A 23,905-nucleotide genomic window follows, 5' to 3' on the forward strand; every position below is an offset into this window, starting at 1 on the left:
TTTTCCTACATGCGATCCATTTTGGCAAGTTCCGTCCCACACACTGGCCGCGCATCGGCCTACATCGGGAGCCCTCCATGAAGCAGCATCTGGTCGAACGCGAACTTACCTGCGAGGGGCCGGCTCCGGCGACGGCAAGTGCCGGGTCTGAACGTCGCAGGCGCCGCACCGTGACGGTCAACGTGGCGGAATCCTCGCTCTCCTGGCTCCACGCCCGCGGTCATTTGAGCGATCGTCGCTTCGCCGCCGGCGAACTGTTGCGCGCCGACTGGGAACGTGCCCAGCTCTCTCCCCGCGTGACAATGCGATGGGAGCCGGTGCGGATCGGCGGCGGTCAGGCGGAGCTTACCCCCGGCGAACGCCAGATCGCGGCCAAGGCCCGCTTCGACGGCGCCATCGCGGCAGCCGGGCCCGGCCTGGAAGACGTGCTGTGGCGCGTGGTCTGCGCGGGTGAAAGCCTGCCCATCGCCGAAAAAGCCCTGGGCTGGCCGGTCCGCAGCGGCAAGCTGGTGCTGGGCCTCGCGCTCGACCGGGTCGCGGACTACCACCGGCTTCCCAAATAAGCGGCGGGCACGAAAAAGGGGCCACTCCCTGCCGGGAATGGCCCCTTTTCCTTTTTCAAGCAGGCGTCAGGCCGGAACGCGCATCAGGGACGCGCGCTGCGCTCCCGCGCAAGGCGTTCCTGGCGATCGATCTCGCTCTCGGCCTTCACGAAGGAATCCGACTTTACGCCCAGCCAGATCAGGATCGGCGCGGACATGAAGATCGAGCTGTAGGTACCGATGAAGATGCCCAGCGTAATCGCAGCGGTGAAGCCGAAGATCACTTCGGGGCCCAGCAGCAGCAGCGAGACCAGCATGATCAGCACCGACAGCGACGTGGCGACCGTGCGCGACAGCGTCTCGTTCACCGAGAGGTCGAGCAGTTCGTTCATCGGCATGCGCCGGTACTTCTTCATGTTCTCGCGGATGCGGTCGTAGACCACGATCTTGTCGTTCAGCGAGTAACCGAGCAGCGTCAGCAGTGCGGCGACGATGTTGAGGTCGAACTCCATCTGCGTCAGCGAGAACATGCCCACGGTCAGCAGGATGTCCTGCACCAACGCGAACAACGCGCCGGCCGCGAACTGCCATTCGAAGCGGATCCAGATGTAGATCGAGATACAGATCATCGCCAGGCCAAGGGCCAGCATGCCGGTGTGGAACAGCTCGCCCGAGACCTTGCCCGAAACCGAATCGACACCGTCGACGCGGGCATCGGCGAAGTCGTGGCGCACCTTCTCGGTGATCTTGCGGGCCATGCCGTCGGCCAGCTTCGGATTGTCGGCCGCGCCTTCCGGCAGCTTCATGCGGATCGACACTTCGTTCGGCTTGCCGAAGGTCTGGATCGTGGGTTCGCCGAAGCCCAGCGAATCGACGCTCTTGCGCAGGGCGGAGACGGGCGCAGTGGCGCTCTGTTCGAACGTCACGCGGATCATCTGGCCGGCGACGAAGTCGACGCCCAGGTTCAGCCCGTGCGTGAACAACAGCACGATCGACGCGGCCATCGCCAGCAGGTTGGTGATGAAGAACGGCCACTGCCAGCGCAGGAAGTGGATGTTCGTATTATCGGGAATGAGCTTTAGGAGCTTCATGCGCCTGGTACCTTTATACGTTCAGGTCGCTGGGACGGGTGCGACGCAGCCAGCCCGCAACCCACATCCGGCTCATCGTCACGGCCGTGAACACCGACGTGGCGATACCGATCATGAGGACGACCGCGAAACCGCGAACCGGGCCCGAGCCGAAGGCGAACATCAGCACGGCCGAAATGGCATTGGTGATGTTGGCATCGAAGATCGCGCGGCTCGCTTCCTTGTAGCCCAGTTCCACCGACTGCACGACGCGGCGGCCGCGATGGCGTTCCTCGCGGATACGCTCGTTGATCAGCACGTTGGCGTCGACGGCAGCGCCGATCGTCAGCACGAAGCCGGCGATGCCCGGCAGGGTAAGCGTGGTGCCCAGCAACGACATGATGCCCAGGATCATCAGCACGTTGAAGATCAGGGCAAGGTTCGCATAGGCGCCGAAGCGGCCATAGGTCAGGAAGATGAACAGCATCAGCAGAACGGTGCCGACGCCCATGGCGACGATACCCTTCTGGATCGAATCGGCGCCAAGGTCCGGCCCGACGGTGCGTTCCTCAACCACGGTCAGATCGACCGGCAGCGCGCCCGAACGCAGTGCGATCGCAAGTTGCGTCGCCGACTGGACGGTGAAGCTGCCCGAGATCTGCGCACCACCGCCCAGAATGGGCTCGCGGATGCTGGGTGCCGAAAGCACCTTGCCGTCAAGAATGATGGCGAAGCGCTTGCCCACGTTCTCGGTCGTCAGCTTGGCGAACTTCTCGCCGCCCTGCTGGTTGAACGTGATCGAGACGACCGGGGCATTGGTCTTCTGTTCGAAGCCCTGCTTGGCATCGGTCAGCTCGTCGCCCTTGATGCCGCCCAGACGCTTCACTGCGATCACGGGCACACCCTGCGCGCCCGGTTCCTTGGGGTCGGCCCAGGGAACGATCTCCGAACCCGGCGGGACGATGCCCTTGACCAGATCGCTGGGGGCGGCGGTTTCGTCCACCATCTTGAATTCAAGCTTGGCGGTCTGGCCCAGCAGGTTCTTAAGCGCCTGCGGATCCTGAAGACCGGGCACCTGCACGTCGATGCGGGTGCCGCCCAGACGGCGAATGTCGGGCTCCTTCGTGCCCAGCGCGTCGATACGCTTGCGTACGACTTCAACGGCGGTTTCCATCGCGTTGCTGATCGCAAGGTCGATACCGGCCTGCGTCGGCACCAGGATGAAGCGGTTGCCGTCCTGAACCGTGATGTCCCAGTCACGCTGGCCGGTAAGGCCGGCGCCGGAAGTCAGTGGCAGGATCGCCTCGCGCGCGGCGTCCACTTGCGCGGGATCGCGCACGGTGAAGCTGAGCTTGCCGCCCGAGCTGGAAACGTCGCCGATGGCGATCACCGGCTGGGCCTGGCCCAGACGGGTGCGCACGGATTCTTCCATGCCTTCCAGACGCTGCTGGGCGACCTGGTCGCGATTGGCTTCAAGCAACAGACGGCTGCCGCCCGCAAGGTCGAGGCCGAGATTGATCTTGGGTGCGGGCAGTGCGCTGGGCCAGGTCAGGTTCGGCGACAGCGATACCAGCGAAGGCAGGGCGCAGGCGCAGAAAAACAGCGTCAGCGCCCAGTACCAGGCCTTCTTCCAGGTTGGAAATTCGAGCATAGCCTCAGGCTTCTCTCAATTGATGTGGGCCGAAGCCTCAGTCGTTGGCGGGCTTGGAGCCTGCGGGCGGGATGACGTCGACGATGGTCGACTTCACGGCCTTCACCTTCACGCCCTGCGCGATCTCGATCTCGACATAGTTGTCGTCGACGCGAAGGACCTTGCCGACGAAACCGCCGCCGGTCAGCACTTCGTCGCCCTTCTTGAGCTCGGAAAGCTTGTTCCGGTGTTCCTTCTGCTGCTTCATCTGCGGACGCATGATGAGGAACCAGAAGATCGCCGCCATCGCCACGAAGGGCAGGTACTGGATCCAGGCCGGCGGGGCGCCGGCAGGCACGGAGGCGGCAAGCTGGTTGAGAATCGAGCTTTGCATTGAGATGAAGGGCCTTCTTGTCGTTTCGTCCCGACGCGGATCGCGCGTTGCATCGTATGTGCCGCACGCCCCGCCCCGAAAACCATCGCCGGATTTCACCGGATGGGCGCGGTTAGCAATAAAGCGGAAGGCTGGCAACGCGCGCCCTTGCGGGCACATGGCAGGGGCCGACGCCCCCAGCCCCCCGGCGGCAAGGGGCAGATGGCCCTCTTCTCAGACACTTCAACCCCTTCGGTCGTGCAATCGGGCGGCTGCGAAAACTATCCACCGGCCTATCCACGGCGAGAGCGAAGAAAGTGATGAAAGGACGCTTGCGCTATCCGAATGACCTGCCTATAGGCCGCGCTCCGGTCGGGACGTAGCGCAGCCTGGTAGCGCATCACACTGGGGGTGTGGGGGTCGGAGGTTCGAATCCTCTCGTCCCGACCAATTAAAAACGCCGTCTCCTGCTTCGCGCAGGAGACGGCGTTTTTCGTTTCAGCCGCCACATTCCGATCACGGATTTGGCCGATCACGGATTTGGCCGATCACCGCGACCGGATTTGGGTTCGCACCCCGGCTTGATAGGCTGCCAAGAGCGAATCGCTTGCGCCGGATCCCACGCAAGCACGGACAGAAAGCGGGAGAACGTCGATGCCCTCTGCGAATCCAAGTCCCAACGAAGAACGAAACGCAGCGATTTATGTCGCCGTGATCGATGGTGCGACCTTTGGCGAACTTGCTGCACGATACGGCATCAGCAGGGTTCGTGTGCAGAAGGCCTACGCTCGCGAGCGTACGAACGCCTGGGAAGCCCGCCGGCAGGGAGAGACCACCTACCTCGATCGGCCCATCCCGGCGGACGTCTGATCCACTGGGAGCTTGAGGGAAGCAATCGCGCGCCGATCGCCGAAACGCCCTCGTTTTCCTACACGAACCGATTTGGTTATCTGGTTGCAGGCAACAATCCGCAATGGAGTGCCTGCCCATGCCACTGCTCGATTCGATCATCGCCCCCGTCACCCGGATCATCGACAAGGTCATTCCCGACCCCGAAGCACGCGATCGCGCCAAGCTGGAACTGCTGAAGCTGCAGAACACGCAGGAGCTGGATATGCTCCAGACCAGCCTTTCCGCCATCGTCGCCGAAGCAAACGCGGCCGATCCCTGGACCAGCCGCGCCCGCCCCAGCTTCCTCTACGTTATCTATGTACTGCTTCTGTGGTCGCTGCCGATGGGCCTGATCGGCGCCTTCAGCCCCGCGACCGCCCGCGCCATCGCGGAAAGCATGAGCGCCTACCTCAACGGCATTCCTGAGCCGCTCTACGCCCTCTTCGGCACCGGCTACCTTGGCTATTCCGCCATGCGCCAATGGGGCAAGACCAAGGGTTCCGATCGCTGACGCTGCGCACGGGGACTTCCTGCAAGGGCAAGAATTCAATCTTGCAGAAACCTTCGGCGAACGGACCGACCCTGGCGACCGCAAAGGCCGCCGGCCGCTTGGCAGCCCACGCGCAGTTGCGCTAGACGGTCCCGGCCCGAGCGCGCCTCCCGCGCGCCGATGATATCATGAGGTCTTTCGCGAAATGGCATCCAGGCTGGTCTACGTGCTCAACGGCCCCAACCTCAATCGACTGGGTCTGCGCGAGCCTGGCATCTACGGATCGCAGACGCTGGACGATATCGGCGCCATGCTCGTCGAGCGCGGCGAAGCCCTGGATTGCGAGATAGACATGCGCCAGTCGAACCATGAAGGCCATCTGGTCGACTGGCTGCATGAAGCCGAGGACAAGGGCGCGCATGCCGTCCTGCTGAACGCCGGCGCCTACACCCACACATCCATCGCCCTTCACGACGCGATCCGCGCGATCAAGGTGCCGGTGATCGAAGTACACCTCTCCAACCCCCACTTGCGCGAGGAATTCCGCCACAAGTCATGGGTTGGCATGGCCGCGAAGGGCACCGTGGCCGGCTTCGGCGCGCAAAGCTATATCGTTGCGCTCGAAGCGGCGGCGGGACTGTAAGAGGTCTGTTCGATTCGGGGCGCGAGGGGTGATACGCGAAAGCGCTTTACCCCTCCAGCGGCACTCCGGGCACGTTCTTGGCAGTGCGGATCGTCAGCGAGGTCTTGACGCTGTCCACGTTGGGCGCGGGCGTCAGCTTGCTGGTAAGGAATTCCTGGAAGCTCTGCAGGTCGCGGCTGACGATCTTCAAGATGAAGTCGATCTCACCGTTGAGCATGTGGCATTCGCGTACTTCCGGCAGACCCTTCATATGGTCTTCGAAGGCGCGCAGCGATTCCTCGGCCTGACTCTTGAGGCTGACCAGCGCGAACACGGTGATGGTAAAGCCCAGTTTCGAAGCATCGAGGTCGGCGTGATAGCCCTGGATGATGCCCGATTCCTCAAGGCTGCGCACGCGGCGCAGACACGGCGGCGCGGTCAGCCCTACGCGCTGCGCCAGTTCGACGTTGGTAATTCGACCTTCGCTCTGAAGCTCCGCCAGCAGGCGACGGTCGATTTCATCGAGATTGATCATGCAAATCTTTCCTTGCGGGCACACCGGCGTCGTCCGGCTGTAACTTCCACTCGAAAACGCAAGCGCCCCTGTAATATTATTATCCCTTAACGTAATCGTCCGGCATTGCAACGCCTAGAATCCGTCGGCTGGCCCTGTCTGCACAGATTGGAGAGTGCTATGACCCGCTTCCGGCACAGCGAAACGCATTGCCTGGTGACCTCTCCTTAAGTCATTTGCTTTAAGGCCGGTCTCGGGGGATGAAGCAGTGGAATTTTGAGGCCCGACAGCTCATTGGCGGATGAGCGGTCAGAGGCCGGTTTGGAGCATTGATGCATTTCGACGATCGTCTTGCCACGGTATTGCGACTGCCGACTACGGGCGAGGCTTTGGCGCGCATCCAGTATCGGCAGCTTGTCGATATTCTCGGCCGGCTTCCCGCCAATGCCCGTTCCTGGGCCGTTGCGGCCGGATTCGCGCAGCTGCGTGAGCTGGACAAGCTGATCCCCGCCTCCGAACGTGCACGCCTGCTTGCCCAGCCGCTCCAGCCGCTCAGCAATCCCCGGCTAGTCGCGCGCCTTGCCGAAGCGGAACCGCAAGTGGCCACCGCCGCCGTGCGCACCGCCCTGCTGGCCGAAGACACCTGGTTGACTCTCATCCCCGCCCTGCCCGTGCGTGCGCGCGGCATATTGCGCCACCGCCGGGATCTTGGCGCCAAGGTCGATGCCCTGCTGGAACAACTGGGCGTGCAGGATCGCGCGCTTCCGCCGGCAGAGGCACTGGAACTCGACGATCTTCTGGAAGTAGAGGCAGCGAGAGCGGAGCCCATTCCCGCACCGACGGTCACGGCAACGCCTATCCCCACGTCGCCGGAACAGCCCGCTGCGGCGCCGCAACCGGATATCGCAGAACCCGATCAGGTCACGCCGATCCGCGCTGCGCAGATTGCGCCTTTCGCCGAATTCGGACAGGCAGCCGCCTCGCTGGGCGTCGCCCCGCCGCCCACCAATACCGCAGCAGGCATCGGTGCCATCGTCCGCCGCATCGAGGAGTTTCGCAAGGCCCGCGAAGCGCAGGGCAACGGCCATTCCGGCCATGATGCGATGGGTGACACGCCCCGTCTGCCGCTTGGCGATACGATGCCCTCCCAGCCGAGCGCACCGGCGGCCATCGATTTCAGCACTGACGGCGAAGGCCGGGTGTCGTGGGCTGACGGGATCCACGCCCCCTCGCTGATCGGGCTCGACCTGTCGGGCTTGTCGGGCATCGGCGCGGCAAAGATGGATGTTTCCGCCGGGATCGCCTCTGCGATGCGTCACCGCCTGCCGCTGCGCGCCGCGCAAGTGGAGATCAGCGGCGCGCAGGCCGTGCAAGGGATCTGGCAAGTCGACGCGGTGCCACGCTTCGATCCTGCCGGTGGCCGCTTCATCGGATATGTCGGCCGCCTGCGCCGTCCCGCCGTGCTCTCCGCCGTCGGCGCCGCCGTGCAGGGCCATGGCGAGGCCGACCGCCTGCGCCAGATCCTCCACGAACTGCGCACGCCCGCCAATGCCATCCAGGTCGCGGCGGAAATCATCCAGCAGCAGCTCTATGGCCCGGCGCCGCACGAATATCGCGCACTCGCCGCCGCCATCGCCGGGGACTGCGCACATATCCTTGCCGGGTTCGAGGAACTGGATCGGCTGGTAAGGCTGGAAACCGGCGCACTCGGGCTGGAAACTGGGGAATGCGATCTGGCCGTCGTTCTTACCGAAACGGTCAATCGCCTAAAGGCCTGGACCGAGCCGCGCCGCAGTGGCTTCACGCTTCCCGATATTTCCGAAGCCCCCTCGCTGCCCATTCCGCTGGACCGGACCGAGGCCGAACGCCTTGTCTGGCGCCTGTTCGCGGCACTGGCCGGATCGACTGCATTCGACGAGATGCTGACAGTGGACTGGGACCGTTCCAGCTACGGCAACGACGGCGCCGCTGTCCTTTGCGTCGACCTGCCCGCCTCCCTCGTCACGCGGACGGACGAGCATTTCAACGAAGCGCCTACAGGCGAGCGGGGCCATGCCCTGTCCACCGGCATGTTCGGCATCGGCTTCACGCTGCGCCTTGCCGCGGCGGAAGCCACGGCGGCAGGCGGCAGCCTGAAGCGCTGCGGCGAACGCCTGGTGCTGCGCCTTCCCGGATTGACCGCGATAGACGCAGATCATAGCCATTCATCGCAGAGCCACGCGCTCTGATTTCAGTCGCCCAGCCGGATGCGACCCGAGTGGGGGAGAGTTCAGTCTTGCCGGGGCCCAATATCCTTCAGCCGCCCGAATCCGAGGCCTTCGCCCGTTTTCGGGAAGATTTCGGTCAGCGCTTCATCGTCACCGTCGATACCGAGGAAGAGTTCGACTGGGACGCGCCGCTCGATCGGGACGGTTACAGCACCGTCGCCGTTTCGGCGCTGCGCCAGTTCCAGGATTTCTGCGAGGGCTTCGGCGTCAAGCCGATCTACCTCGTCGACTATCCCGTTGCCGAATCGCCGCGCGCTCCGGAAGCGATCGGCGCCGCAGTCAGCGCCGGCCGCGCGGAAGTGGGCGTGCAACTGCACCCCTGGGTCAGCCCGCCGTTCGATGAAGACGTCAACGAATTCAATTCCTATGCGGGCAACCTGCCCTTCGAACTCGAGCGCGAAAAGTTCGCGCGCCTCCATGCCCGCATTGTCGAGGCGTTCGGCACTGCCCCGCGCATCTACCGCGCGGGCCGCTACGGCCTGGGTCCGCGCACGCACGAAATCCTCACCGAGTTCGGCATAGCCATCGATTCGTCGGTGCGCGCGCGTTTCGACTACAGCAGTGCCGGCGGTCCGAATTATCGTGAGCATCCGCTTCGCCCCTACTGGATCGATCCAGCGCAGCGCCTGCTCGAATTGCCGCTGACCACCGTCTACTGGGGACCGCTGCGGCAAATGGGCAATGTGATCTACCCTCACCTCTGGCGCGCGCCGCAGTTGCGCGGCGTGCTCGCCCGGATGGGCCTGCTCGAACGCATTGCGCTGACGCCTGAGGGAATCAATGTGGAGGAAGCGCTGCGGGGCGTAGACATCGCGATCGACGACGGTTTGCCCGTGCTGGTATTTTCTTTCCACAGTCCTTCGCTGGCGCCCGGCCACACGCCTTATGTCCAGAATATCAAGGATATCGAGGCATTATACGACTGGTGGCGCCAACTTTTCACGCATTTGGCGCGTCGAGGGGTACGTTCTACCAGCGTTGGTGAAATCATGGACGCTGTAGCGCTTGCCTAGTGCGACACACCAAGCTAACGGGCTTCCCAGCCGGCGATGTCGATGACGCCGGTAACGGTTGGGGCCTGTAGCTCAGCGGTTAGAGCTGGCCGCTCATAACGGCTAGGTCGCGGGTTCGAATCCTGCCGGGCCCACCACTGTCAGGTTGGGCCTCACGCGGGGATCCAACCGCAAACATCGACGACCGAAGGGTCGGGGAGTGGCGCAGCCCGGTAGCGCGCTTGCTTTGGGAGCAAGATGTCGCAGGTTCGAATCCTGTCTCCCCGACCAACTTCTTTCACGAAAATTCTTTCAGATGCGGTCTGCCTTCGGCGCGACCGAGGCGCCACGCGAAACGGCTGCCTGAGGGCGGAACTGCGGCAGCCCTCTCTCTCGCAGCGGATCACTGCCGCTCAATCGCCATTGCTGTTGCGCCGAATGCCCGCCAGCAGACGGGCTCGGAACAGCATCAGATACAGTTGGACTGCTTGCCGGTCCCGGTCACACCGCTAAGGCTGCGATCGTCGCGAATGAGAAATGCCGATTCCTGATAGAACACGGTATTCTTCACGAACATGGTACCGAACAGCGGCTGGTAGGCAAAATAGACTTCCACATACATGACCGCCGAATTGGTAGTCGCGGTAATCAGATGGCCGGTCTTGCCCATCCCCGTAAGCGTTGTGCCTTCCACGCCATATGCAGAAGTCCTCGCCAGGTTGCCGCGGCAGCGCTGCCAGTGAATGTACTGGTTTCCGGAGGAATTCTTTTCGAGGCTGGACAGGATGATGCGTCCATTGCCGTTGAAGTTGAAGGCGTTCCCCTGCGTGAGCGCGCCGGACATGACCGAATTGATCTGGGTTTCCGTCACGGTCGGCGTGACTGCGCTGTTGTCGGTCTGGCCCAGGCGCGATGCGTTGTCGGCTACCGCCGTCGAAAGCTGGGCCACCTCCATCTTCACCACCGCCATGTAGGCGAGTTCAGTGCCATAGAGCCCGAACGTCAGCAGGATCGGCAGGATCAGCGCGAATTCCATCATCGAGACGCCGCTGCGATCGGCGCGAAGCCGCCGTGCTAAGCAAACGAAGCGCCTGAAGCGCACAGTGACAGCGGCCATCTTCATGGGCAGGTCTTCGCGGCGGAGCCATAGCTCGTCTGGAGCGCATATGGCTGGTTTTTCCTGACGGAGACTGCCGTCAAGGTGCGTGTCTGATCGGGATTGGTCAGGCCCGGGATCGGGAACAGAGGCTTGTAAGTTGCCTTGACGGTGTAAACCACGACGTCATTGGCCCCGCCGTTCCCGGATTTCCCGATGTCCGCATCCCACTGCCCGTTCTTGTTCTCGTCAGTGTAGGATTCGCCGTTGTCGCAAACGCCATTGTTATTCAGGTCGTTCCAAACTTCGGGCCGCGCGATGTCGGTGAAGTCGTAGTAACTGCTGCGCGTCGACGAAACCGTGGCTCCGGGTGCGACGCGGGCAACCATGGCCTGGATCTTATCATCCTGCGCGGTGGTACTGACAGCTTCCAGCGTGCCGTTGCGCGCCGCTTCCTCGACGGCGCCGTGCAGCACCGCGTTGACATAGGCCATGTGGCCGATGTCGAAGATGCCCATCAGCAGCACCAGCAGCACCGGCGCGGTCATGGCGAATTCGACGATGGTCGCGCCGGACCGGTCTTCACCCAGCCCTGCCGCCCGGCGGCGCAGCCGGGCGATGGTCGCGGCGCCAGGGAGCGCGGGCCGGATCACTGGGTCAGCCTCAGTTCGCCGACCTGCTTGGCGATTTCCTGGAAAGCCGTGTTCAGCTGCGTCGCGTCACTGGCGACGTAGGAGCTGTTGGTCGAGGCACAAGTCTTCAGATCGTCCGACAAATCCGAGGTAAAGGCGATCACCCAGACGCGGACGCCCTTGGCCTTGATCGCCTGGCACACCCCCAGGAAGCGGGCGGTATGGCGCTTAGCATCGTCGGTAGTGCCATCAGTCGTAACGTTTCGATCCCACCATTCGATACCCCAGGCCTGATTCACGGAGTTGCTCGGCTCCATGACGCCGTCGGTCATGAAGATGATGTGGCGTGCAACCTCGCCCCCGTTGGTGGGCGCGGTATTGACGTTGGTCGAGAAAATCCCACTGGGCGAAATCATCCGACCGCCCCAGATCATGCCGATATCGAGGTAGGTGTTGCCGGTCGCCACGAGCGAGTTGGTATAGGTATTGAAATCGGCCTGCGACATCTCGGTCAGCAGTTGCGCTTTGGCCGGACAGGGAGCGCTGGAAGGCGATGTCGCGCCGTAGGAGGTCGGAGACGTCGTCGTGTCCGCGCCACTGCTGCTATACCGCTCATACCCGACCTCAGGCCACAGCGGCGCCCAGCGAGTGTCATCGTTGGTCGGCGTGGTGTCGAGATCTACGTCGTAGGCATTCGATGGCGACATGCCGCCGGCCACTGAGTAGCTGAACGTATTGTAGGTTTTGCGTTCGCGAATACACCCGCCCCACGTCGTACTAACTGCAGCGCCCTTGTTGCCAGTATAGATCGGCGTAGCGGAGAAGCTCTTGTAAACGTTCGTCGACAGCGTGGCCTTCTGCCAGATCCAGTCATAGAAGGTCGAATTTGTAGTCGGCGCACCGATTGCAAACTTGACTTTGGTCCAGTTTTGCGTGGTTACTGCACCCTGTGTCTGCGTGTGGGAATAGATATAATAACTACTGCCGGACCCCTGGCACGCATAAACCGTTTGCGCCGGACTTGTGGTTATCGTGCGAACAACGGTCATGTTCGGATCGCTGCCGGATACCGAAGTATAGGCCGAGGTCGTTGTACCAGTGCTGGTAGAGGTGCCCGCCGACGGCAAGGCCTTCTGGCATTTACTGAGGCTATTGTATTTCGTCGTATTGTACATAACGTCGTCCCCCAGAGTACCAGGGGTCGCGTTGTTCGTCGACGAGGTACCCAGAGTCGCGCTCGTGAAGTCAAGGAAACGCGCCTGCTTCGTCTGATAGGCAAAGCTGTCGACCAAATAGTTCGGATTGAGATCGTAGAGCAGCCTGCCTACGTTCACCGAGGTGCTATAAGGCACGAAGCCGAAACGAACGCGCGCGTTGGTATTCGCGGTGGCGCCTTTCAATGTCGTGTAGAAGCTCTTCATCGCATCCTGCAGCGCGGCAAGTCGCGTCTGCCCGTTGCTGACCTTGTTCGAGCCCATCGACCCGGTGGTATCCAGCACCATCATCACATCGGCATTGCCCACACCCATCGAAGAGGCGCAGGAGACCGAGACGTTGAAGCTGTTGAATCCGAACAGGCGCATGACCAGCGTGTTGAGCGTGGTCGAGGCTGTGCCGGTTACGGTCTTGCCTTCATCGTCCGACGAGGCAAGGAACGAGGTACCCGTCGTTTCCTGCGAGGAACTGTCGAAGTTGGTGGCAAAATAGTTGTTGGCGGCCGTTTGCGATGCCGTGTCGAAGCCCGCCGTCGTAACCGTGCGGCGCCCGGCCAGCACGGCCGCGTCGCACGCCGCCTGGAGCTGGTTTCGCACCTTGTAGTTGCGGCTCAGGTCGATACCCGAACCCACGACGGCAGCGGCCACGACCATGCCTATCGCCGCCAGCGGCAGAATGTTGCCGGCGGTATCCCGCAGCAGCCTTTCCGGCAGGCGTTGTATCGGGCTTTTCTGATGACGCATCGCTGGACCAGTCGTGCTGGAGGGAACTCACGGGATTCAAGGAGTTCCTTAGATGAGATTACTTAAGAAACCCTTCGCCGGTCTATTCAACCCACCCTCCACGAAGTCTTCCCAAGTGCGGGAAACGCCAAATTAACCGTGAATGACCTGATCCTCCGGCCCCGCTTCGGCGCGGAATTGCAACCCGCAGAGGAGGCATGCCATCGCCTGCGGGGATTTCCTCGTTGAGCCGTGCAATGCCCGGCGCTAGGCCGTAGCCATGCCCTCCTACCCGTCCTTCCTCTTCGTCTGCCTTGGCAACATCTGCCGATCGCCCCTCGCCGAAGCGGCGATGCGTCATGAAGCGGCGGCGGCCGGACTGGACCTCGCGATCGATTCGGCGGGAACCGGATCCTGGCATATCGGCAACGGCCCTGACCCACGCGCGCAGGCAGAGGCGCTGCGCCACGGGATCGACATTTCAGGCTATCGCGCAAGGCAGGTCAGCGCGGCGGACTTCGCGCGTTTCGACCATGTCATCGCGATGGACCGCAGCAATTTCACCAACCTGCGCAAGCTCGCTCCCGCATCACCGCATGCGCGGCTGTCCATGCTGCTGGATCATGTGCCGGGGCTGGAGGGACGCGATGTGGACGATCCCTATTTCGGCGGGCCGGAAGGGTTCGTCGCCACCTGGGATCAGGTAAGCACAGCGGCGCACAATCTGGTCTCGGCAATCCGAGTCATCAGGTGATCCCACCTGATTGGAAAACGCTCTAGAGATCGCGCATCCAGTATTGCAGCGGCTTGACGCTCTCGGCCGCCTCGCGATGGTCCTTCCAGCTGAGCGTACAGGTCAGCCCGGGTATCGGCCGGTACCCTCGCTTGTCCCAGAAGGCATCCAGCGCGCGATAGTCGGCCGGCTGGTCCCCATGGTCCGCAGGACGGACAACGGACGCGAAAATCGCGCCACCGGCGCCGCAGCGGCGGGCCTGCGCTTCCCGGTGATCGAAGAAGGCGTGACCGATCCCTTGCCCGCGCCATGCCGGCAGCAGCACCGATTCGCCAAAATAGAACAATCTGGACGGGTCGTGTCCGGCGCGTTCGACGGGAGCACTCAAGGCGGCCTCCTGTGCGGAAAGCGGCGAAGCCGTTGCGGCGCCGACGATCCTGTCGCCCTCGCACGCAGCCACCAGAACCGCGTCGCGGGCCGCCGCAAAGGCGGCAAGGTAATCGCGCTCATAGGCGAAATCGCCGTCGTAAAGGTAGGGCCACTCGGCAAAAACCGCGATCCGCAGACGCGCCAGATCGTCCAATGCGGCCATAATTTCGCTGCCAGTCAGGGCCCGGATCGTTACGGTCATCGTTAGAGGATCTCTCGGCGGCCTGGAAAATCGGCCCCGCGCAACAGGATAATCGGCCTCAGGCGCGGTCGCAATCCCGCCCCGGGGCACGCCCTGCCCCGCTTTGGCAGCCCACGAAGTCAACCCGGTTTGCTTTTGCCCCCCATTGAACTATATGCGCGCTCGAACGCCCCGGCCGCGCAGTCGCATAGCGATGCCGCCGCGCCGGGGCTTGCTCTTTTACCCATCTAAGGACGAACACGCATGTCCCGTCGCCGCCAGATCTACGAGGGCAAGGCCAAGATCCTCTACGAGGGCCCCGAACCCGGCACGCTGATTCAGTACTTCAAGGACGATGCCACTGCGTTCAACGCGCAGAAGAAAGGCACGATCCAGGGCAAGGGCGTGATCAACAACCGCATCAGCGAGTACGTGTTCACGCGCCTGAACCACATCGGCGTTCCCAACCACTTCATCCGCCGCCTCAACATGCGCGAGCAGCTGGTCCGTCAGGTCGAGATCATTCCGATCGAGGTGGTGGTGCGCAACGTGGCCGCCGGTTCGATCTCCAAGCGCCTCGGCATTCCCGAGGGTGAGCCGCTGCCCCACACGCTGATCGAATACTACTTCAAGGACGACGCGCTGGGCGATCCGATGATCGCCGAAGAGCACATCGCCTGCTTCGGCTGGGCCAACAACGAAGAGATGCAGGACATCTCGTCGATGGCGATCCGCGTGAACGACTTCATGTGCGGCATGTTCGCGGCGATCAATATCCGTCTTGTCGACTTCAAGCTTGAATTCGGCCGCATCTGGGATGGCGACTACAGCCGCGTGATCCTGGCGGACGAGATCAGCCCCGACGGCTGCCGCCTGTGGGACATGCACACCGGCGAAAAGCTGGACAAGGACCGCTTCCGCCGCGACCTGGGTGGTGAGGAAGAAGCCTACCAGGAAGTGGCCCGTCGCCTTGGCCTGCTGCAGGACGACAACGAGCCCAGCGAAGTTCTCGACCTGTCGAAGCACCGCAAGCTGCGCGGCAAGTAAGGGTCGGGAAACCGATGCACGAGAAAGCCCGGCCACCGCAAGGTGCGCCGGGCTTTCTTGCATTTTAACTTCACAAAAGCCGCGCCGCCCCGCACACCGCGCCCTTGTTTTCAGAAGCCTGCTCGGACAGTAGCGTTACATGCGAACAATTCTCATTACCGCACTCCTCCTTACGGTATCGACGCCCGCCATTGCGAAGCAGGCCCCTGCTCCGCGTCCCGACGATACCAGCTGGGCTTTCGAGAAAAGCGACGTGCCGGTCGATCCGGACTTTCGTTTCGGCCGGCTTGCCAACGGCATGCGCTATGTGATCCGGCACAATGCCACGCCCGCCGGAACCGCTGTGGTGCGCATGGAAATCGCCGCCGGTTCGCTGGACGAAACCGATGCCGAACAAGGCCTCGCCCATTTCCTGGAGCACATGGCGTTCAACGGCTCCACGCATGTGCCGGAGGGGCAGATGGTGCCTTTGCTGGAGCGTGAGGGGTTAGCCTTCGGCGCCGACACCAACGCCTCCACCTCGTTCGAGCGGACCGTCTACAAGCTGGACCTGCCGCGCGCGGACCAGCACCTGCTGGACACGGCGCTGATGCTGATGCGCGAGACCGCCAGCGAGCTTACGATCTCCCAAGCCGCCGTGGACCGCGAACGCGGCGTCATCTTTTCCGAAATGCGCGATCGCAACACCTTCGCCTATCGCAACAGCGTCGCTTCGTCAGGCTTCTTCTACCCCGCGTCGCGCTATGTCCGCCGGTTTCCGATCGGCACGACCGAGACGTTGAACGCCGCCAGCGCGCAATCGATCCGCGCTTTCTACGAACGCGAATACGTGCCCCTGCATACGACGCTGGTGGTGATCGGCGATTTCGATGCGGACGCCGTGGAGGCCGCGATCCACGCCCGGTTCGACAACTGGCAGCCGCGCACGGCAGAGCCCCAGCCGGGGGCTGGTCCGGTCGACGCGAAAGATCGGGACCGCACCGGCGTGTGGATCGATCCGGCGCTATCCGAACGGCTGGTAATCCAACGCAACGGCAAATGGCTGGACGAGCCTGACAGCGTGGCCCAGCGGCAGGAAAACCTGCTGCGCTCCATCGGCTACGACATCGTGAACCGCCGCCTTCAGCGCCTTTCCCGCTTCGCCGAACCGCCGTTCCGGGGGGCCGGATTCGGCACGGGCGATGTCTTCAAGGCCGCCCGTTCGACGCGCCTCATCATCGACAGCGTGGATGGCCAATGGGCGGCGGGCCTGGCAGCCGCGACGCGCGAATATCGCCGCGCGCTTGCCCATGGCTTCAGCGAGGCCGAAATCGCCGAGCAGGTTGCGCAACTGCGCGCCGCGCTTGTCGATGCCGCCGGGTCTGCCAATACGCGCAGCAATGCCGCGCTGGCCGCCGCCGCGCTGGCGCTGGTGGAAGACCGGCAGGTGCCCGGAACGCCGCAGTCGGTGCTGGATCGCTTCGTCGCCTTCGCGCCGCAGGTTACGCCGGATGCCGTGCTGGCCGCATTGAAGCGAGAGGCGCTGGCGCTGGACAAGCCGCTGATCCGTTTCGAAGGGCGTACCGCACCCGCCGGGGGTGAGAAGACCCTCCGCGATGCCTGGAAGCAGGCGATGCAGGCTCCGATCCCCGCCGAACAGCAGGGCGTTGCCGCCGCCTTTGCTTATACCGATTTCGGCAAACCCGGCACGGTCGTTTCCGATACGCACGATGCCGTGCTGGGCATCCGTGAAGTGCGCTTTGCCAATGGCGTGATGCTCAACCTGAAGCATACGGACATCGTCAAGGATCGCATCGACGTCAGCCTCTCCATCGATGGCGGCGACATGCTCGATACGCGGGAAAACCCCCGCGCGACCGAGATGGTGCCCTATATCGACGAGGGCGGCCTTGGAAAGCACAGCCGGGATGAGCTGGACACGATCATGGCCGGCCATACGCTGGGCTTCGGCATGGCGTCGGGAGAGGCCAGTTTCGTCGCGCAGGCCGGCACCACTCCGCGCGATCTGGAACTACAGTTGCAGCTGTTGACGGCCATGATCACCGACCCCGGCTTCCGGCCCGAGGGTGAGGTGCAGTATCGCCAGCAGATCAACAACTACTTCGCCCGCCTGCGCGCAACGCCGGGCTCCGCAATCCAGGCCGATCTGGGCGCGATCGTTTCCGACAACGACCCCCGCTTCAGCCTTGGCAAAGTGGAGGATTACCGCGCCCTCACTTACGCCAAGCTGCACCGCGACATCGGCGACCGGCTGGAGCATGGCGCGATCGAGATCGGCATCGTCGGCGACATGGACGAGGAAAAGGCCATTGCCATGGTCGCCGACACGCTGGGCGCCCTGCCCGCGCGCGAACCGGCTTTTCGCCCTTACGATGACCAGCCGACGCGCACGTTCACGGCCGATCGCAAGCCGCGCGTGGTCCGGCACACCGGCCCTGCGGACCAGGCGCTGCTGCGCGTGACCTGGCCGACGCGCGACGATGCGGACCCCGTCGAAACGCTGAAACTGCAATTGCTGGAACGCGTGGTCCGCATCGAACTGACCGACAGCCTGCGCGAAGCGCTGGGCAAGGCCTATTCGCCCACCGCCGGGGTTTCTCTCTCGCGCCACTGGAAGGGCTACGGCACGTTCGCCGTGGTCGCCTCGATCGACGTTGCCGACGTGCCCGCGACGCGCAAGGCCATCGACGATGTGATGGCCGCTCTGCGCAAGGCTCCCATCAGTGACGATGTGTTGCAGCGTGCCCGTCAGCCGCTGGTGGAGGCCTATCAGAATGCGCTCAAGAGCAACGGTGGCTGGCTCTCGCTGGTTGACCGTGCGCAGACCGAGGCCGACCGGATCGACCGCTTCAACCGCGCGCGCGACCGTCTGCTGGCCCTGACCGCCGCCGATGTGCAGACGGAGGCCCGCCGCTATCTCGATCCGGCGCAGGGGCTGGAAGTGCTGGCGCTGCCCGAGGGTGTGTCGGAGCCGGCGAAGTAAGGGCCGGACGCAACCGACGGAAGGCTGCGCGCCGGAAATCAGCATTTGTCCACAAATCTCGTCGCCCCCGCGAAGGCGGGGGCCCCGCTTTTTCTTCGACCTTACGATCAAAAGCGAGGTCGCGCCGGTTGGCTGCGTAGAGAAGAAAAGCGGGATCCCCGCCTTCGCGGGGATGACGGGGTGTATTGGGTTGGCCCTGGTTTTGGTTTTGGCCTTGCCCTTGTTCTTATCGCTGCGGACAAGCCGGCGCGGCAGGTCTAGCGCTCGCCTGCCATCACTCTAGCGCGCGTGATTGGGCCGCGTTGGACGTCCGGTCCGTTCGGCCCATTCGACGATGAGGTCGTCGTAGAGGTTTTGATCGATAAGGTCGTACTTCTCCGGGAAGTTGGCGAAGGCGTTCATCGCGCTCTTCACCGATCCCGTCTCCATCAGTTCGCGCGCCATGGCCAGATGGCCGACCGCCGCAGAAACCCAGCCCCAGCCGGTCGAAAGCGTGAACGCGGTGTTCGGCAGGTTGAAGCCCAGCGTGCAGACCGGAATCTTCATCTGCGGGATCACTTCAACCTGCTGCTCGGGCGGCGCGCTGGCGAAGACGATGGCGTCCGCCCCCGCCTCTGCATAGGCATGGCCGCGCCGGACCGCTTCCTCGATCGAACCGGTCCCGCCGCCGCCATTGGCGCTGGTATAGAGTTCATCGCAGCGCGCGATGATGACGAGGCCGGAATCGCCCCGCGCCTTGACGCCCGCCTCGATACGCAGTTGCATGTCTTCGATCGAGCAGAGGCCGTTCACATGCTTGGAGTGCTTGGGATTGACCTCGTCCTCCACGTGGTAGCCGGCGATCCCGGCGGCGGCGTAGCGGCGGGTGAAGTGGTAGGCATCGGCCACCGTCTCTCCCAGGGTATCGGCATCGACGATCAGCGGAATATCGATGGCCTGCGCGATGCGGGCGGACTGATCGATCATCTCCACTTGCGAGAAGATGCCGTTGTCCGGCACGCCGTAATGGAAGGCGGAGCAGGCATGCCCGCCCATATAGGCCGCCTTGAAACCGACATGCTGGACGGCGCGACCGGTGAGCGCCGAATAGGCCTCTGCCGCCACGAAATGCTCCCCGCTCTCGATCAGCGCGCGCAGCTTCTCACCCGGTGTCGGCATCGCATTCGTCTCCCGTCCTCGCAGCCATTCCGGCCGTTTATGGGAAGCATGGCTCGCACGATCGCGCGATACCGGCAAGCACGGGGAGGATCGCCAGGGCGTTGATCGCCCCCGCAAAGGTGCGTTGATCGCCCCCGCAAAGGTGCGTTGATCGCCCCCGCAAAAAAACACGCGGCGGGACCGAAGTCTCGCCGCGTGCAGGAATGCAGGCAGGTCCTGCCGGCAGGCCCTGAGGGAGGGCCTGCCCAAGTCGGAGATCAGAAGTGGACGGTGCCTTCCACGCCGAACGTGCGCGGCGGGTTGAAGTTGCCGTAGTCGCCCAGCACGCCCGCATAGCTCAATGCGCCAGTCTTCGGGTCCCTCGTGTACGTCGAGTTGGCGGCCGAACGGCGATAGATGTGCGTTTCGTTGAACAGGTTGCGGCTCCAGAGCGAGACCGTCAGCCTCGAACCGCCATCGTTGAGCGGAATATCGGCAAGGGCGACGCGACCATTGACGATGAAGCTGCTCTGCGTCTTCGTGCTTTCGTCCTCGAAGCTGTACTGCGGATCGGCATAGGCGGCGTCCAGGTGGAACTGCACGCTCTCATCGCCGGCACCGACCGGGATGCTGTAGTCGATGAAGCCCGAAGCCGCGTTCTTCGGCGTGTAGACAATGAAGACGTTCTGGTAGACCGGGTTGGTATCGGTGCTGAGGAACGGGTTCAGCGTCTTCGGCACCTTGGTGTAGGTGTAGGCGTAAGACACGCCCATCGACAGGTGATCGATCGGATTGACGTTCAGTTCGGCTTCGACGCCGCGGATTTTCGTCGTGCCCGGTGCGTTCAGCGTCTCCTGCGTATGCAGGTTGAAGTACGGGCTGGTCGGATCGTTGTTGACGTTGTCGAAGTCGACCTGCGTGCCGTCGCGATCCATGATGTAGCCGGCCAGGTTCAGGCGAACCTTGCGATCCAGGAACATCATCTTGGCGCCGACTTCATAGGACTTCACGGTTTCCGGACCGAAAGCCGAGAAGGTCTGCGAACGGTCGTTAGCGCCGCCGGCGCGGTAGCCGGTCGCATACTTGGCGTAGAGGTTGATGTCCGGGGTCGCGTCGAAGGCCAGCGTGACCATCGGGTCGAACCGGTCCTTGCGCGAGTGGAAGGTGTAATCCTTGGTGACGCCGTTCACCATGTCGAGCGTACCGTCGCGCTTGTCATGCGTGTAGCGGCCGCCGGCGGTCAGATGGATCTGGTCGAGGCCAGCCGGAGTGTAGGTGGCCTGCGCAAAGGCGGCGATGCTCTGCGCCTTGGCGTAGCTGTCGCGCTGGATGAACAGCGAGCTGTTATCCCAGCCCTGGTTGCTCGAGGTCACCGCGCCGGTCACGATCGGGCTGAGCACGGTGTAGCCGGTGCCGTCCGCGTTCCACAGGTTCGAGCTGGGCGTTGCCGCGTATTCGCTGGCATGCTCGTTGAAGTAGTAGGCGCCGGCGACGAAGTCGACCTGCGGCAGGCTTCCGACGAGCTGCAATTCCTGGCTGAACTGGTGCTGGTCGAGGAACGACAGCGAGTAGCGGCTGAACTTGGCGTTCGGCAGGAACACGGTACGCTCCGGGCCGCCCGAGTTGTCGTACTGGTCGGTGTCGACCTGGCGCCATGCGGTGATCGAACGCAGCGTCAGGGCCGAGTTCAGATCGTAGCTGAGGTTGCCCATGATGCCCTGCGTACGGTCGGTGCTGACCTGCTGGGGCACGCCGACAGCGGCCGTCTTCACGCGCTTGTCACCGGTCACCTGGACCAGCGGAGAAAGCGGCGAGATGGTTCCCGGCAGCGCCTTTCCGCCGTTGGCCGCAATCTGCGCCAGCGTGGAAACCGTGTAGTTGTTCGGGTTATAGTTGATCAGTTGGCTGTACATCGGCGTGTTGTCGTCACGCGACTTGTCGAACGAGATGTTCGCCGTGAAGCCATCGACCGGCTTCCACTGAGCCTGGATGCGGCCGCCGACGCGGTCGTAGTAGTTCCAGCCCTTTTCGCTATCGAGCGGGTTCTTAACCGTGGCGTCCTGGTGCTGGTAGACGCCGTCGACCTTGATCGAGATGTGGTTGAATTCGGGGAAGTCGATGTGCGCTTCGCCGGTGCGCTGGCCGTAGTTGCCGATGCCGGCTTCCACGCGGCCACCGAATTCGCCGGTGGGCGCCTTGGTCACGATCGAGAGCGCGCCGCCTTCGGTGTTGCGGCCGAACAGCGTTCCCTGCGGACCGCGCAGGACTTCGATGCGCTGCACGTCGAACAGCGCGGCGTTCAGGCCCTGCTGGCGGCCGAGGTAGACGCCGTCGAGGTAGACGCCCACGCCCTGGTCGCGCGCGGTCTGGTTGGCGTCGAACGGCACGATGCCGCGGATGCCGACGGTAAGGGCAGACTGGCGCGCTTCGAACGTGGCGACGCGCAGCGAAGGCACGGAGCCGCTGGCAAGGTCGATCAGGCTCTGGACGTGCTGCTTTTCGAGGTCGGCGCTGGAAACCACGGCGATCGCGATCGGGGTCTTCTGAAGATCGGTTTCGCGCTTGGTGGCGGTGACGATGATGGGGGCCGATTCACCGCTGTCGGCGGCGGCGGCCTCCGGTGCGGCGTCTGCTGCGAACGCGGCAACGGGCATCTGGGCCAGCGCAACGATGCTGCAAGTGGCCGCCAGACGGATGGCGTGGCGAATCATTGGAAACTCCCTGAATTCTTTTCAATTTCCCTTGTGCAGTCGCAGCACTTGGGCCCGCCCATCGGGGCGGCAGGGGGCTGACTAGGCACGCGTCAGGTCAGAACCGTGTTGCTTTCTTGTGATTTTCTTGACCGGAATGTGACAGGCCAAACATGAAAAATTTGACACGTGTGTGGCGGGCCTAGTGCCACTATGTGGCCAGATCATTTCCATCGAATTGCAGGATGTAATGATCAAATCCGGCGACATCGTGCTGACTTCGGGCGACCTGGCCCACGTCAGCGCCATCCGCGACAACTTCCTCACCTTCGAGGCGGAAGTGGTTGAAGCGACAGAATTATGCGCCCGTGCGCTACGCGGCCCCACGTGGGTCTTCGTGGACTGGCTTCTACCCGAAATGTCGGGCCTGCAGCTTTGCGGGCTGCTGCGCGATCGTATCAACGATCACCCGCTCCACATCACCATGATCCTGCCTGAGCCGGATCCGCGCGTGCAGGCGCGCGCACTGGAAGCCGGCGCGGACGACTATCTGATCGGCCCGCTCACCCCCAAGGCGCTCGTGCAGCGGCTGCGCATCTACCAGCCGGTTTCGGCGGCGCGCAAGGAAGCGCCGGCGATCCAGATCGGCGAACTGGTGATCCAGCCCGATTCGCACCTGACGCGCTACAAGGGCCTGGTGGTGCCGCTCCAGTCGAACGAGCAGCGCCTGCTGAACCACTTCGCGCGCAATCCCAACCGCGTGTTCACGCGCGGCGAACTGATCGGAGTGTTGGGCAAGAGCGTGGAGGTCTGCGACGAGCGCACGGTCAATTCATGGGTCAGCCGCCTGCGCCGCAAGCTGCGCACGATGCAGGTGCCGCACCTGCCGCGGACGGTGCGGTCGTTCGGTTACGTCTTCGACAACATGGAAGCCTGAGGCAGATCGAGGCCCAGCCCTTCAAGCGTCGGGATCAGTTCGTCGAAATGATCGATCACCGCGGTGGCGCCCAGTTCCTGGGCGGGCTTGTCGTTGAACCCGAAGCTGACGGCGATGCACGGGATACCGGCCGCCGCCGCGGCCCCGGTGTCGTAAGTCGTATCGCCCACGAAAGCGGCGCGGAGCGGCCTGTCGGTGCTGCCCGCACGCTCCAGCATCAGTTCGATCAGGTCCGGCTTCGGCTTGGCGCGGCCGGGGCCCAGCGTATCGCCGCCGATCACGGTGAAGAAGCGGTCGGACAGGCCCAGTTCCGCGAAGATCTTGACCGCCAGCGATTCCAGCTTGTTGGTCACCACCGCCAGCTTCACGCCGCGCGCGGCAAGGCCGGTCAGCATTTCCGCACCGCCCGGATAAAGCTGCGTGGTCGCGGCGATATGATCCGCGTAGTAAGCGATCAGCGCGTGGTGAAGCTCGCTGAGGCGCGCGTCCGAAACGCCGCCACCGGTGACTTCCAGCCCCTTGGCGAGCATCTTCCTGGCACCGCCGCCGACAAGATCGCGCACCGCGTCCACTGCGATGGGAGGCCGTCCCTCCAGCGCCAGTGCATGGTTGAGCGCCACCGCCAGATCGCCCAGCGTATCGAGCAAAGTACCGTCAAGATCGAAGCCGACCACGTCGAAGGGGAATTGCGTCATCCGCCCCTCAGTGGCCT

The 23,905-nt window shown here is 63.6% G+C and carries 21 protein-coding genes and 3 tRNA genes; 13 read left to right on the forward strand and 11 right to left on the reverse strand.

All coding sequences use genetic code 11. The features are described 5' to 3' along the window. The first annotated feature begins 77 nt into the window (after positions 1-77). Positions 78-563 (forward strand): DUF6456 domain-containing protein, encoded by a 486-nt coding sequence (locus WBP07_RS08060; RefSeq protein WP_395395386.1) that lies wholly within the window; start codon positions 78-80, stop codon positions 561-563. A gap of 83 nt (positions 564-646) precedes the next feature. Here the strand turns inward: WBP07_RS08060 and secF are convergent, their stop codons facing one another. Genes secF through yajC form a run of 3 tightly spaced genes read right to left on the reverse strand, consistent with a single transcriptional unit; the run spans position 647 to position 3,636 of the window. After that, on the reverse strand, positions 647-1,633 hold the full coding sequence (gene secF, locus WBP07_RS08065) for a protein translocase subunit SecF (protein ID WP_395395388.1): 987 nt from the start codon (positions 1,631-1,633) through the stop codon (positions 647-649). Positions 1,634-1,646: 13 nt separating this feature from the next. Then, positions 1,647-3,263, reverse strand: a complete 1,617-nt coding sequence (secD, locus tag WBP07_RS08070) for a protein translocase subunit SecD (protein ID WP_395395389.1) — start codon at positions 3,261-3,263, stop codon at positions 1,647-1,649. A 37-nt stretch (positions 3,264-3,300) separates the two neighbouring features. Next, complete coding sequence (gene yajC, locus WBP07_RS08075) at positions 3,301-3,636, reverse strand: preprotein translocase subunit YajC (protein WP_395395391.1); 336 nt, start codon at positions 3,634-3,636, stop codon at positions 3,301-3,303. A gap of 352 nt (positions 3,637-3,988) precedes the next feature. Here yajC and WBP07_RS08080 point away from each other — a divergent pair. The 4 genes from WBP07_RS08080 (at position 3,989) to aroQ (ending at position 5,639) form a co-directional block, all read left to right on the forward strand. Next, positions 3,989-4,065: transfer RNA gene (locus tag WBP07_RS08080), tRNA-Pro, on the forward strand. A 204-nt stretch (positions 4,066-4,269) separates the two neighbouring features. Further along, a complete protein-coding gene (locus WBP07_RS08085; RefSeq protein WP_395395392.1) occupies positions 4,270-4,485 on the forward strand; it encodes a hypothetical protein in 216 nt (71 codons plus the stop codon). 118 nt (positions 4,486-4,603) lie between these two features. Further along, positions 4,604-5,017 carry a holin family protein gene (locus WBP07_RS08090; protein ID WP_395395393.1) on the forward strand — a complete coding sequence of 138 codons (414 nt, stop codon included), beginning with the start codon at positions 4,604-4,606 and terminating at the stop codon, positions 5,015-5,017. A 184-nt stretch (positions 5,018-5,201) separates the two neighbouring features. Further along, positions 5,202-5,639 carry a type II 3-dehydroquinate dehydratase gene (gene aroQ / locus WBP07_RS08095; RefSeq protein WP_395395394.1) on the forward strand — a complete coding sequence of 146 codons (438 nt, stop codon included), beginning with the start codon at positions 5,202-5,204 and terminating at the stop codon, positions 5,637-5,639. A 46-nt stretch (positions 5,640-5,685) separates the two neighbouring features. On the opposite strand, the gene WBP07_RS08100 is transcribed toward aroQ, so the two are convergent. Next, a complete protein-coding gene (locus tag WBP07_RS08100) occupies positions 5,686-6,153 on the reverse strand; it encodes an Lrp/AsnC family transcriptional regulator (RefSeq protein ID WP_132385696.1) in 468 nt (155 codons plus the stop codon). 311 nt (positions 6,154-6,464) lie between these two features. Here WBP07_RS08100 and WBP07_RS08105 point away from each other — a divergent pair, with 311 nt between their 5' ends. The 4 genes from WBP07_RS08105 (at position 6,465) to WBP07_RS08120 (ending at position 9,682) form a co-directional block, all read left to right on the forward strand. Next, positions 6,465-8,360 carry a sensor histidine kinase gene (locus tag WBP07_RS08105; RefSeq protein WP_395395395.1) on the forward strand — a complete coding sequence of 632 codons (1,896 nt, stop codon included), beginning with the start codon at positions 6,465-6,467 and terminating at the stop codon, positions 8,358-8,360. Between the two features lie 47 nt (positions 8,361-8,407). Further along, complete coding sequence (locus WBP07_RS08110) at positions 8,408-9,412, forward strand: polysaccharide deacetylase family protein (RefSeq protein WP_395395396.1); 1,005 nt, start codon at positions 8,408-8,410, stop codon at positions 9,410-9,412. Between the two features lie 61 nt (positions 9,413-9,473). Further along, positions 9,474-9,549, forward strand: a tRNA-Ile gene (locus WBP07_RS08115). A 56-nt stretch (positions 9,550-9,605) separates the two neighbouring features. Continuing rightward, positions 9,606-9,682: transfer RNA gene (locus WBP07_RS08120), tRNA-Pro, on the forward strand. A gap of 178 nt (positions 9,683-9,860) precedes the next feature. Here the strand turns inward: WBP07_RS08120 and WBP07_RS08125 are convergent. From WBP07_RS08125 to WBP07_RS08135, 3 genes are read right to left on the reverse strand one after another with little or no spacing between them, the layout of a single operon-like run. Continuing rightward, positions 9,861-10,514 carry a TadE/TadG family type IV pilus assembly protein gene (locus tag WBP07_RS08125; protein ID WP_395395397.1) on the reverse strand — a complete coding sequence of 218 codons (654 nt, stop codon included), beginning with the start codon at positions 10,512-10,514 and terminating at the stop codon, positions 9,861-9,863. Then, a complete protein-coding gene (locus WBP07_RS08130; RefSeq protein WP_395395398.1) occupies positions 10,511-11,140 on the reverse strand; it encodes a TadE/TadG family type IV pilus assembly protein in 630 nt (209 codons plus the stop codon). Before WBP07_RS08130 ends, WBP07_RS08125 begins: the two co-directional genes overlap by 4 nt. Then, positions 11,137-13,077: a pilus assembly protein TadG-related protein gene (locus WBP07_RS08135; RefSeq protein ID WP_395395400.1), complete on the reverse strand. Its 1,941-nt coding sequence runs from the start codon at positions 13,075-13,077 to the stop codon at positions 11,137-11,139. The genes WBP07_RS08130 and WBP07_RS08135 overlap by 4 nt, the downstream gene beginning before the upstream one ends. A gap of 259 nt (positions 13,078-13,336) precedes the next feature. Between WBP07_RS08135 and WBP07_RS08140 the strand changes: the two genes are divergently transcribed. Beyond that, positions 13,337-13,810, forward strand: coding sequence for a low molecular weight protein-tyrosine-phosphatase (locus tag WBP07_RS08140; protein ID WP_395395401.1), 474 nt, complete (start codon positions 13,337-13,339; stop codon positions 13,808-13,810). Between the two features lie 22 nt (positions 13,811-13,832). On the opposite strand, the gene WBP07_RS08145 is transcribed toward WBP07_RS08140, so the two are convergent. Next, positions 13,833-14,420 carry a GNAT family N-acetyltransferase gene (locus WBP07_RS08145; protein WP_395395402.1) on the reverse strand — a complete coding sequence of 196 codons (588 nt, stop codon included), beginning with the start codon at positions 14,418-14,420 and terminating at the stop codon, positions 13,833-13,835. A 243-nt stretch (positions 14,421-14,663) separates the two neighbouring features. On the opposite strand from WBP07_RS08145, the gene purC reads away from it, so the two are divergent. Continuing rightward, positions 14,664-15,446: a phosphoribosylaminoimidazolesuccinocarboxamide synthase gene (gene purC / locus WBP07_RS08150; RefSeq protein WP_395395403.1), complete on the forward strand. Its 783-nt coding sequence runs from the start codon at positions 14,664-14,666 to the stop codon at positions 15,444-15,446. 139 nt (positions 15,447-15,585) lie between these two features. Further along, positions 15,586-18,429 carry a M16 family metallopeptidase gene (locus tag WBP07_RS08155; protein ID WP_395395404.1) on the forward strand — a complete coding sequence of 948 codons (2,844 nt, stop codon included), beginning with the start codon at positions 15,586-15,588 and terminating at the stop codon, positions 18,427-18,429. Between the two features lie 279 nt (positions 18,430-18,708). On the opposite strand, the gene WBP07_RS08160 is transcribed toward WBP07_RS08155, so the two are convergent. After that, positions 18,709-19,587 (reverse strand): oxaloacetate decarboxylase, encoded by an 879-nt coding sequence (locus WBP07_RS08160; protein WP_395395405.1) that lies wholly within the window; start codon positions 19,585-19,587, stop codon positions 18,709-18,711. Between the two features lie 257 nt (positions 19,588-19,844). Beyond that, positions 19,845-22,277, reverse strand: coding sequence for a TonB-dependent receptor (locus WBP07_RS08165; protein WP_395395407.1), 2,433 nt, complete (start codon positions 22,275-22,277; stop codon positions 19,845-19,847). Positions 22,278-22,506: 229 nt separating this feature from the next. Between WBP07_RS08165 and WBP07_RS08170 the strand changes: the two genes are divergently transcribed. Then, positions 22,507-23,193: a response regulator transcription factor gene (locus WBP07_RS08170; RefSeq protein ID WP_395395408.1), complete on the forward strand. Its 687-nt coding sequence runs from the start codon at positions 22,507-22,509 to the stop codon at positions 23,191-23,193. Here the strand turns inward: WBP07_RS08170 and WBP07_RS08175 are convergent. Next, positions 23,166-23,888, reverse strand: a complete 723-nt coding sequence (locus WBP07_RS08175; RefSeq protein WP_395395409.1) for an HAD hydrolase-like protein — start codon at positions 23,886-23,888, stop codon at positions 23,166-23,168. The two genes, WBP07_RS08170 and WBP07_RS08175, sit on opposite strands and share 28 nt — an antisense overlap. Between the last annotated feature and the right edge of the window lie 17 nt (positions 23,889-23,905).

Source organism: Novosphingobium oxfordense (assembly GCF_044029435.1).
Classification (GTDB): domain Bacteria; phylum Pseudomonadota; class Alphaproteobacteria; order Sphingomonadales; family Sphingomonadaceae; genus Novosphingobium.